Source organism: Candidatus Synechococcus spongiarum SH4 (genome assembly GCF_000586015.1).
Classification (GTDB): domain Bacteria; phylum Cyanobacteriota; class Cyanobacteriia; order PCC-6307; family Cyanobiaceae; genus Synechococcus_B; species Synechococcus_B spongiarum_F.
This window is the reverse complement of the sequence record NZ_JENA01000059.1, coordinates 1-8,265: the sequence shown is the minus strand read 5'-3', so window position 1 is coordinate 8,265 and position 8,265 is coordinate 1. Positions and strand designations below refer to the sequence as shown.

6 protein-coding genes and 1 pseudogene are annotated in these 8,265 nt (G+C 65.7%); 6 read left to right on the top strand and 1 reads right to left on the bottom strand.

All coding sequences use genetic code 11. From position 1 onward, the window contains the following. Positions 1-190 precede the first annotated feature (190 nt). Positions 191-1,723: an NAD(P)H-quinone oxidoreductase subunit N gene (locus BG35_RS0104210; RefSeq protein ID WP_051506135.1), complete on the bottom strand. Its 1,533-nt coding sequence runs from the start codon at positions 1,721-1,723 to the stop codon at positions 191-193. A 143-nt stretch (positions 1,724-1,866) separates the two neighbouring features. Between BG35_RS0104210 and topA the strand changes: the two are divergent. From topA to BG35_RS0104185, 6 genes and pseudogenes are all read left to right on the top strand, one after another. Then, positions 1,867-4,562, top strand: a pseudogene (topA, locus tag BG35_RS10225) (type I DNA topoisomerase). Beyond that, positions 4,559-5,107 (top strand): hypothetical protein, encoded by a 549-nt coding sequence (locus BG35_RS0104200; RefSeq protein WP_034416977.1) that lies wholly within the window; start codon positions 4,559-4,561, stop codon positions 5,105-5,107. Before topA ends, BG35_RS0104200 begins: the two are co-directional and overlap by 4 nt. Then, positions 5,104-5,784: a DUF2232 domain-containing protein gene (locus tag BG35_RS0104195; protein WP_025781836.1), complete on the top strand. Its 681-nt coding sequence runs from the start codon at positions 5,104-5,106 to the stop codon at positions 5,782-5,784. Before BG35_RS0104200 ends, BG35_RS0104195 begins: the two co-directional genes overlap by 4 nt. Then, positions 5,781-7,373, top strand: a complete 1,593-nt coding sequence (recQ, locus tag BG35_RS10220; RefSeq protein ID WP_080688015.1) for a DNA helicase RecQ — start codon at positions 5,781-5,783, stop codon at positions 7,371-7,373. The genes BG35_RS0104195 and recQ overlap by 4 nt, the downstream gene beginning before the upstream one ends. Then, on the top strand, positions 7,370-7,624 hold the full coding sequence (locus BG35_RS14110; RefSeq protein ID WP_080688014.1) for an HRDC domain-containing protein: 255 nt from the start codon (positions 7,370-7,372) through the stop codon (positions 7,622-7,624). The genes recQ and BG35_RS14110 overlap by 4 nt, the downstream gene beginning before the upstream one ends. A 4-nt stretch (positions 7,625-7,628) precedes the next feature. Further along, positions 7,629-8,117: a phosphate-starvation-inducible PsiE family protein gene (locus tag BG35_RS0104185; protein ID WP_025781835.1), complete on the top strand. Its 489-nt coding sequence runs from the start codon at positions 7,629-7,631 to the stop codon at positions 8,115-8,117. Positions 8,118-8,265: the final 148 nt, after the last annotated feature.

Below are 8,265 nucleotides of genomic sequence, written 5' to 3'. Positions count from 1 at the left end.
CTGCCGCTGGCCCCCATCACCGCCAGGTACTCTCCCTGAGCCACCTTGAGGGAAAGCCGATCCAGGGCCAGCACCCGGTTGTTGTCCGCGCCATAGCACTTGCTCACCTCCCTGAGTTCGGCCACGACGGGAACATCCCCACCTTGGGAACCGGCCATCGGCCGCCGGGGCGGGTGTTGATCATCATCCCTCAGGTGATGGGGGTGTGGCGCAGGGCCATGGCCAGGATCTGCTGCAGCATGGGGGTGCCGGCCACGGTCTGGTCAGCCAGGCTGAAGAGGGGCCGCGATAGGATGCCCCCCACCGCGGTCACGGCCACACAGAGCACCAGGGCCAGGCGCAGGGGCGGCAGACCGGCCAGATCCCAGCGAATGGCCGGGTAACTCTTGACCACGGCGGAGGCATCCTGGGGTTCCTTCACCACCATGTTCTTGATCACGCCGATGTAGTAGTAGATGGAGATCACCGATGTCACCAGGCCCACGATCACCATGGCGTACTGGCCGCTGCCCCAGCCCGCTACAAACAGGTAGATCTTCCCGAAAAACCCCAGCATGGGGGGAATCCCCCCCAGGGACAACAGGCAGAGGCTCAGCCCCAGGGTGATGAGGGGATCCTTCTGGTACAGGCCGGCGTAATCGCTGATGCGGTCACTGCCGGTGCGCAGGGAGAAGAGGATCACACAGGCAAAGGCCCCCAGATTCATGAACAGATAGGTGGCCAGATAGAGCACCGCCGCCGCGTAGCCTTCGGTGGTGCCGCACACCAGGCCAATCATCACGAAGCCGGCCTGGGCAATGGAACTGTAGGCCAGCATCCGTTTCATGGAGGTCTGGGCCAGGGCCACCACGTTGCCCAGAATCATGCTCAGGATGGCCAGCACGGTGAACAACAGTTCCCATTGGGCGCTCAGGCTGCCGAAGCAACTCACCAGCAACCGCAGCGCCAGGGCGAAACCGGCGGTTTTGGAGCCCACCGAGAGGAAGGCCACCACCGGGGTGGGGCTGCCCTCATAGACATCGGGCGTCCACTGGTGGAACGGCACCGCCGCAATTTTGAACCCCACCGTGGCCAGCACGAAGATCAGCGCCAGCACCGCCACCGGCGTCTGGCTGGATTGCACCGCCAGCCCCACCGCCTCCAGGCTGGTGTCGCCGCCGGTGAGGCCGTAGAGCAGGGAGGCGCCATAGAGAAACACCGCCGCCGCCGCCGAGCCCACCAGCAGGTATTTGAGGGCCGCCTCGCCGGAGCGGGCATCCCGCTTCATGTAGCCGGAGAGGATGTAGCTGGCGATGGAGAGGGTTTCCAGGGCAACGAAAATGCTCACCAGGTCCGTGGCGCCACAGAGAAGCATGGCGCCGATGGTGGCGGCCATGAGGATGGTGGCGTATTCCCCCAGCGGGGCGCCGCTGCGCTCCACGTAGCGCCAGGACATCCATAGGGAGAGCAGGGTGGAGCCCGCCACAATGGCGCGGAGGGCGATGGAGAGGTTATCGGTGACAAAGGCGCCCAGAAACGCCGGTTCCGCAGGGCCGTTCCACTGACGGGCCAGCAACGCCAGAGCGGTGACGAGGCCCACAGTGGTCAAGGGGGGCGCCCAGCGGGCGGCAAAGCGCTCACCGGCGAGATCCACCAGAAGGCACAGCACCATGGTCAACAGCACTGCCCCTTCCGGCAACACCGCGGCGGCATGGAGATCAAGGCCGCTGGCGATTCCCTGCATGGAGTGACGGCTGGATGGATGATGGTCAGACTCTAATCCACTCAACATCCCCTTATTGGGCTTCATTGGGCTTCCCACCGACCGCATTCCTGCGCTAAATCCAAGGACGCTCCCTTTCTCCTGGTTCACTGCCGCCCCCTGCTGTGTCAAAGACCCTCGTCATCGTCGAGAGCCCCACCAAGGCCAAAACCATCAGAGGCTTCCTGCCCAGAGGCTTCCAGGTGAACGCCTCCATGGGCCATGTGCGTGATCTCCCCAACAGCGCCAGTGAGATCCCCCCCAGTCACAAGGGGGCGCCCTGGGCAAAGCTGGGGGTCAACACGGCAGACGGGTTCCAGCGCCTTTACGTGGTGCCCAGGGAGAAGAAGAAGGTGGTGCGGGAACTGAAGGACGCCCTCAAAACCGCCGACCAACTTCTTCTGGCCACCGATGAAGATCGGGAGGGGGAATCCATAAGCTGGCACCTGCTGGAGTTGCTCAAGCCCAAGGTTCCGGTGAAGCGCCTGGTGTTCCACGAGATCACCCGGGAGGCCATCGACCGGGCGTTGGCGCACCCTCGCGACCTTGACCAGAACCTGGTGCAGGCCCAGGAGGCGCGCCGTGTGCTGGATCGCCTGGTGGGCTACACCCTCTCGCCCCTGTTGTGGAAAAAGGTGGCCTACGGCCTCTCTGCCGGACGGGTGCAGTCCGTAGCGGTGCGGCTGCTGGTGCAGAGGGAGCGCTCGCGCCTGGCCTTCCGGTCCGGCTCCTACTGGGATTTGAAGGCCCGGTTGGAGCACCGGCAACAGGTGTTCGAGGCGCGGCTCACCCACGTGGCCGGCGCCCGCATCGCCACGGGAGCGGACTTCGACCAGAACACCGGCGCCTCAAGGCGGGGCTGGCGGTGCGGTTGCTGGAGGAGCAGGATGCCCGGGCCCTCGCGGAGGCCACGGCGCGCCAGCCCTGGAAGGTGGTGCAGGTGCAGGCCAAGCCCGCCACCCGTCGCCCGGTGGCCCCCTTCACCACCAGCACCCTGCAACAGGAGGCCAACCGCAAGCTGCGCCTCCCGGCCCGCCAGACCATGCGCATCGCCCAAAGTCTTTACGAGAACGGCTTCATCACCTACATGCGCACGGACTCGGTCCATCTCTCGGAGCAGGCCGTTGCCGCCGCCCGCCATTGCGTGGAAGAGACGTTCGGCGCCGACTACCTTTCCCCCAAGGTGCGCCAGTACAACACCAGGAGCCGCAATGCCCAGGAAGCCCACGAGGCCATCCGCCCGGCGGGGGAACGGTTCCGCACTCCCCAGGAGACCGGCCTTGACGACGTGGAGCGGTCCCTCTACGAGTTGATCTGGATGCGCACCGTGGCTTGCCAGATGGCCGATGCCAGGCTCACCCTGCTGACGGTGCAACTGGAGGCGGGGGAGGCCCGCTTCCGGGCAGCGGGGAAACGCATTGATTTTGCCGGATTCTTCCGCGCCTACGTGGAGGGCAGCGATGATCCGGGCGCCGCCCTGGAAAGCAAGGAGGTGCTGCTACCCACCCTGAAGGAGGGGGATCAGCCCGGTTGCCGGGCCGTGGAGGCCGTTGACCACCAAACCCAGCCCCCCGCCCGCTTCTCGGAAGCGGCCCTGGTGCAACGGCTGGAGGCGGAGGGCGTTGGCCGTCCCAGCACCTACGCCTCCATCATCAGCACCGTCTGTGACCGGGGCTACGCCCGGCTGGAGGCCAACGCCCTGAACCCCACGTTCACGGCCTTCGCGGTGACGGCCCTGTTGGAGGAGCGCTTCCCGGACCTGGTGGACACCGGATTCACGGCCCGCATGGAGGGAACCCTCGACAAGATCTCCCAGGGCCGGGTGCAGTGGCTCCCCTACCTGAAACAGTTCTACTGCGGCGAGAAGGGCCTGGAAGCGCAAGTGTTCCATCAGGAGCAGTCCATCGACTCCGCCACCTTCCGGACCGTGGCGCTGGAGCAACTCCCCTGCGTGGTGCGCATCGGTAAGTTCGGCGCCTATCTGGAGACCGACCATGACGGGCAGAACGTCAAGGCCAACCTGCCTCCTGAGATGACGCCTGCGGATCTGAGCCCGGAGCGGGTCCGGGAGCTGTATCAAAACAGGCTGGCCGGCCCGGAAGCCCTGGGCGTGGACCCTGAGACCGGCGAATCCATCTACCTTCTCACCGGTCAATACGGCCCCTATGTGCAGCGGGGAGAAGTCGCCAGTGACCAGCCCAAACCCAAGCGGGCCTCCCTGCCCCGCGAAATTCAGCCCGAGAACATCACCATTGCCCAGGCGCTGGACCTGTTGCGTCTGCCCCGCCTGCTGGGGGATCATCCGCAAGGGGGGCGGGTGGAGGCCGGTCTGGGGCGCTTCGGTCCCTACGTGGTGTGGCACAAGGGGAAGGGGGAGCGGGACTACCGCTCCATCAAGGGGGAGGACGAGCTACTGACCGTCAGCCTGGAGCGGGCCCTGGAGTTGCTGGCCATGCCCAAGCCGGGCCGGGGCAAGCGGACCCCGTTGCGGGAGTTGGGGCCTCACCCTGCCGACGGGGAGCCGGTGGCCGTCTTTTCCGGCGCCTACGGTCCGTACGTCAAGCACGGCAAGCTCAACTGCTCTCTGCCGGAGGGGAAGACCGCCGAAGACGTGACCATGGAGGAGGCCGTCACGCTGCTGGCGGCCAAGGCTGAAGCCAAAGGCGCGGGCAAAGCAGCCGGGACAACCGCCAGGAAGCGGGTCGCCAAGGCTACAAAGAAGGCCGCGGCAGGGACCAGGACAGGGGCGACCACCGCCAAGACCACCAAGGCCCGCCGCACCACCCGGCCGCGGCGGGCCGCCAACCCCTCGGCCCCATGATTCACCCCTCTGTGCGCCTTGGGCTTGTTGTCGGGCTTGTGGGCTTCTGGTGTGCCGCCTGCTCCGGGACCCCCTTTGGAGAACAATTGGCGGAGCGTCTCTCCGAGCCCGACGATCCGGCGGAGGAGACCGCCGTCCCCGAGGCCACCGTCCCCAACGGGGCGGCGACCAACGTCCCATCGGGGGAACAATTACCGGAGGAGCCCGGTGACCCCATGGAGGAGGAGACGCCACCCGCCACCCTGACGGCCAACCCCGCAACAGTTGCTGATTCCCCCAACCGTGACCCGTCTCCACGCCCCCCCGCCGCAACCCCTCCCCAGGAGACTTCACCGGCCGGGTTCACCATGGCTCCATCCCCTCTTCCACCCCTGAATCCAACCCCCTACCGCCTGCTGCTGCGCCTCCCTGAGGCGGATCCGGAGGCACCGGCGGAAGCCGTGACCCAGGCCCTGCGGGCGGCGGGAATTCTGTTCGAGGTGGAAACCATTGAGCGGCTGCCCGATCAGCCCGCGCCGTCCACCCCTCCGGATCCGTCCCCATGACCTGGCCGCCCCCGCCGCCCCGGAGCCAGCGCCTCCAGTTGCCCGAGGCACGGCGCATCACCGACACCGCCTACCTGGCGTCGGCCACGGGTCTGCTGTTTATTGCCCTCTACTACCTACCCATTGGCGGGCCGTTCCTGCGTCTGGCGCTGCCCTTGCCCCTGGCCCTGCTTCAACTGCGCCATGGCGGCCGTAGCGGCTTGATGGGCGCCGCCGTGGCCACCCTGCTGCTGAGCGTACTCATGGGTCCCGTCCGCGGCCCGCTGGTGTTGTTCCCCTATGGCGTCCTGGGAGTCTGGCTGGGCTGGTGCTGGAACCGGGGGACGGGATGGGGCATGAGTTGGAGCGTGGGGGCGCTGGTGGGCAGCCTCGGCTTTGTGGTTCGTCTGGCGGTGCTCTCCCTGCTGCTGGGGAGCAATCTCTGGGTGGTGATCACCAACGCTGCAGCCCGGATGCTGGGCTGGCTCCTGACCGTCCTGGAGCCCGTGCTGGGGCTGAGCTTGGCGCCTACCATCCCCCAGGTGCAAGTCATGGCCGCGGTGCTGATCCTGCTCCAGAACATCGTCTATACCCTCACCCTGCACATGGTGTCCTACTGGATCTTCCCCCGTCTGGGCAATCCCGTCAGCGAGCCTCCCGAACCGTTGCGTCCCCTGGTGGCCCTGGATCCCCTATGACGCCTTCACCACAAGCGGTCCTTCGGGACGTTTTTGGCCACCAGACTTTCCGCCCCGGTCAGGCAAAGGTGATTGAGGCCGTCTTGAACAACCGGCACGTGCTGGCGGTGATGCCCACCGGCGCCGGCAAATCCCTCTGTTTTCAAGTGCCGGCCCTGGTGCGGGGCGGGCTGACGGTGGTGATCTCCCCCCTGGTGGCCCTGATGCAGGACCAGGTGGCGGCCCTGCGCCTCTGTGGCGTGGCGGCGGAAAGCATCAATTCCGGCAGGAGGCGGGCGGAAAACGTGGCCACATGGCGTCGCGTGGTTGCCGGTGAGGTGCGGCTGCTCTACATGGCGCCGGAACGGCTCATGACGGAACCCATGCTGGCTGCCCTCACCGGATTGCCCCTCACCCTGCTGGCCGTTGATGAGGCCCACTGCATTTCCCAGTGGGGCCATGGCTTCCGGCCGGAGTACGCTGACCTGTGCCGCCTCCACGACCTGTTCCCCCACGTGCCCATTCTGGCCCTGACGGCCACCGCGGATGCCATCACACGGGACGACATTGCCCGGCAGTTGCTGCGGGGGGAGATGGAACAGGTGGTGCAGGGCTTCGACCGGCCCAACATCCACCTCTCGGTGCAGATGAAGCGGAACTGGAAACAGCAACTGCTGGCCATCCTGGCCCGCCACCGGAACGAGAGCGGCATTGTGTATTGCCTCTCCCGCAAGAAAACAGACGCGGTGGCGACGCTGCTGCGGCAGGAAGGCTTCCATGCCCTCCCCTATCACGCCGCCATGGATCAAGAGGCCCGGGAGGCCAACCAGAACGCCTTCATCACCGATCAGGCGGTGGTGATGGTGGCCACCATCGCCTTTGGCATGGGCATCGACAAGGCCGACGTACGCTTTGTGGTGCATACGGACCTGCCCGGCGCCATGGAGGCCTACTACCAGGAGATTGGTCGGGCCGGGCGGGATGGAGCTGCCGCGGAGGCCCACATGCTCTATGGCCTGGGAGATCTCCGCATCCGGCGCCAGTTTATTGAAAACGAGGCGTCCGGTCCGGAGCGCAAACGACGGGAGCATAAGCGGCTGGATGCCCTGTTGGGGTACTGCGAGTCCCCCTCCTGCCGTCGGATTCCGTTGCTGGCGTATTTCGGGGAGGTGAGCGAGCCCTGCGGCAATTGCGACATCTGCCATCATCCGGTGTCCCGTGTGGACGGCACGGAGATGGCGCGGCAGGTGCTGGCGGTTGTCCTCCAGTCCGGGCAACGCTACGGCGCCGCCCACGTGATTGATATCCTTTACGGCGCCTCGACGGAGAAGGTGCGCCGCGCTGGTCACGAGCGACTGGCAAGCTTTGGCGCGGGGAAGGAGCGCCGTAAAAATCAATGGCGTTCCCTCATTCGCCAGATGGTGGCCAGCGGCCTCCTCAAGCTGGACATTGGCGGCTACGGCAGCCTGATGATCACCCCCAAGGGTCATGGGCTCCATGGGGGTCAGGGACCTTTCTCTACCGGGAGGACACCGTTGCGCCGCCCCGGTCCCCGGAAGCGTCCTCCGGCGCCCACAGGACCGGACCCAATCAGGCTGATGATCCCTTGAACGATGAACAAGGCGATCTTCTCGCCGCCCTCAAGGCATTACGATTACACTTGGCTCGGCAGCGGGGCGTACCAGCCTACGTCATATTCCCTGATCGCACACTGATTGATATGGTCCGCCACTGCCCTCGCACGGTGGAAGAGTTCGCCCGGGTAAATGGTGTCGGGGCTGTCAAGTTAAGGGATTTTGCCGAACCCTTCCTCGCTGAAATTGCGGCAAAAGCGCCGCCTTCGTCTGCCCCTTCGCCCTAATCCCATGCGTCGACTTGTGTCGCCTATTGTCAACGACAAGCACTTCCTTGAGCTTCTGGGCCGCTTTCAACGGGTGCTGGCCCGTGTCCTGGCGTTGGCGCTGGTCCTGGTCATTGTTGTGGCCACAATCCATCTGCTGGTTCATATGGCCCAGGCCGTCTACCCCATCGACCCCATCAACGGCAACCTGATGGGAGGTCAGCTTGTTCCCCTCCTGGGGGAGTTGCTCACCCTCCTCATTGCCATTGAGGTGCTGGAAAACATTACCGCCTATCTGCGGCAGCACACCATCCAGTTGGAACTGGTTCTGGCCACGGCCCTGACCGCCCTGGCCCGTAAGGTGATTGTCCTGGACAAGTCCGATATCGAGGATCCCGCCCTCCTGATCGTGGCGTTGGGCGCCGCCATTATCTTCCTCTCGGCAGGGTACTTGATGGTGCGGAAAGCCCATGGCCAGAGCAACAAGGCCCATGACCACGGCAACCATACTTGACGAGCAAGCGGGCGCCGCTGCTGGTCGGACGAGGGGGATTCTCCAGGTTCTCTTCTCCGAGTTGGCCCGCTGCGATGGCGCAGAGCCGGAAGGGAAGGCGTTGATGATCGATACCAGGTACGTCGGGCGCAGCCCACGGCAGTCTCTG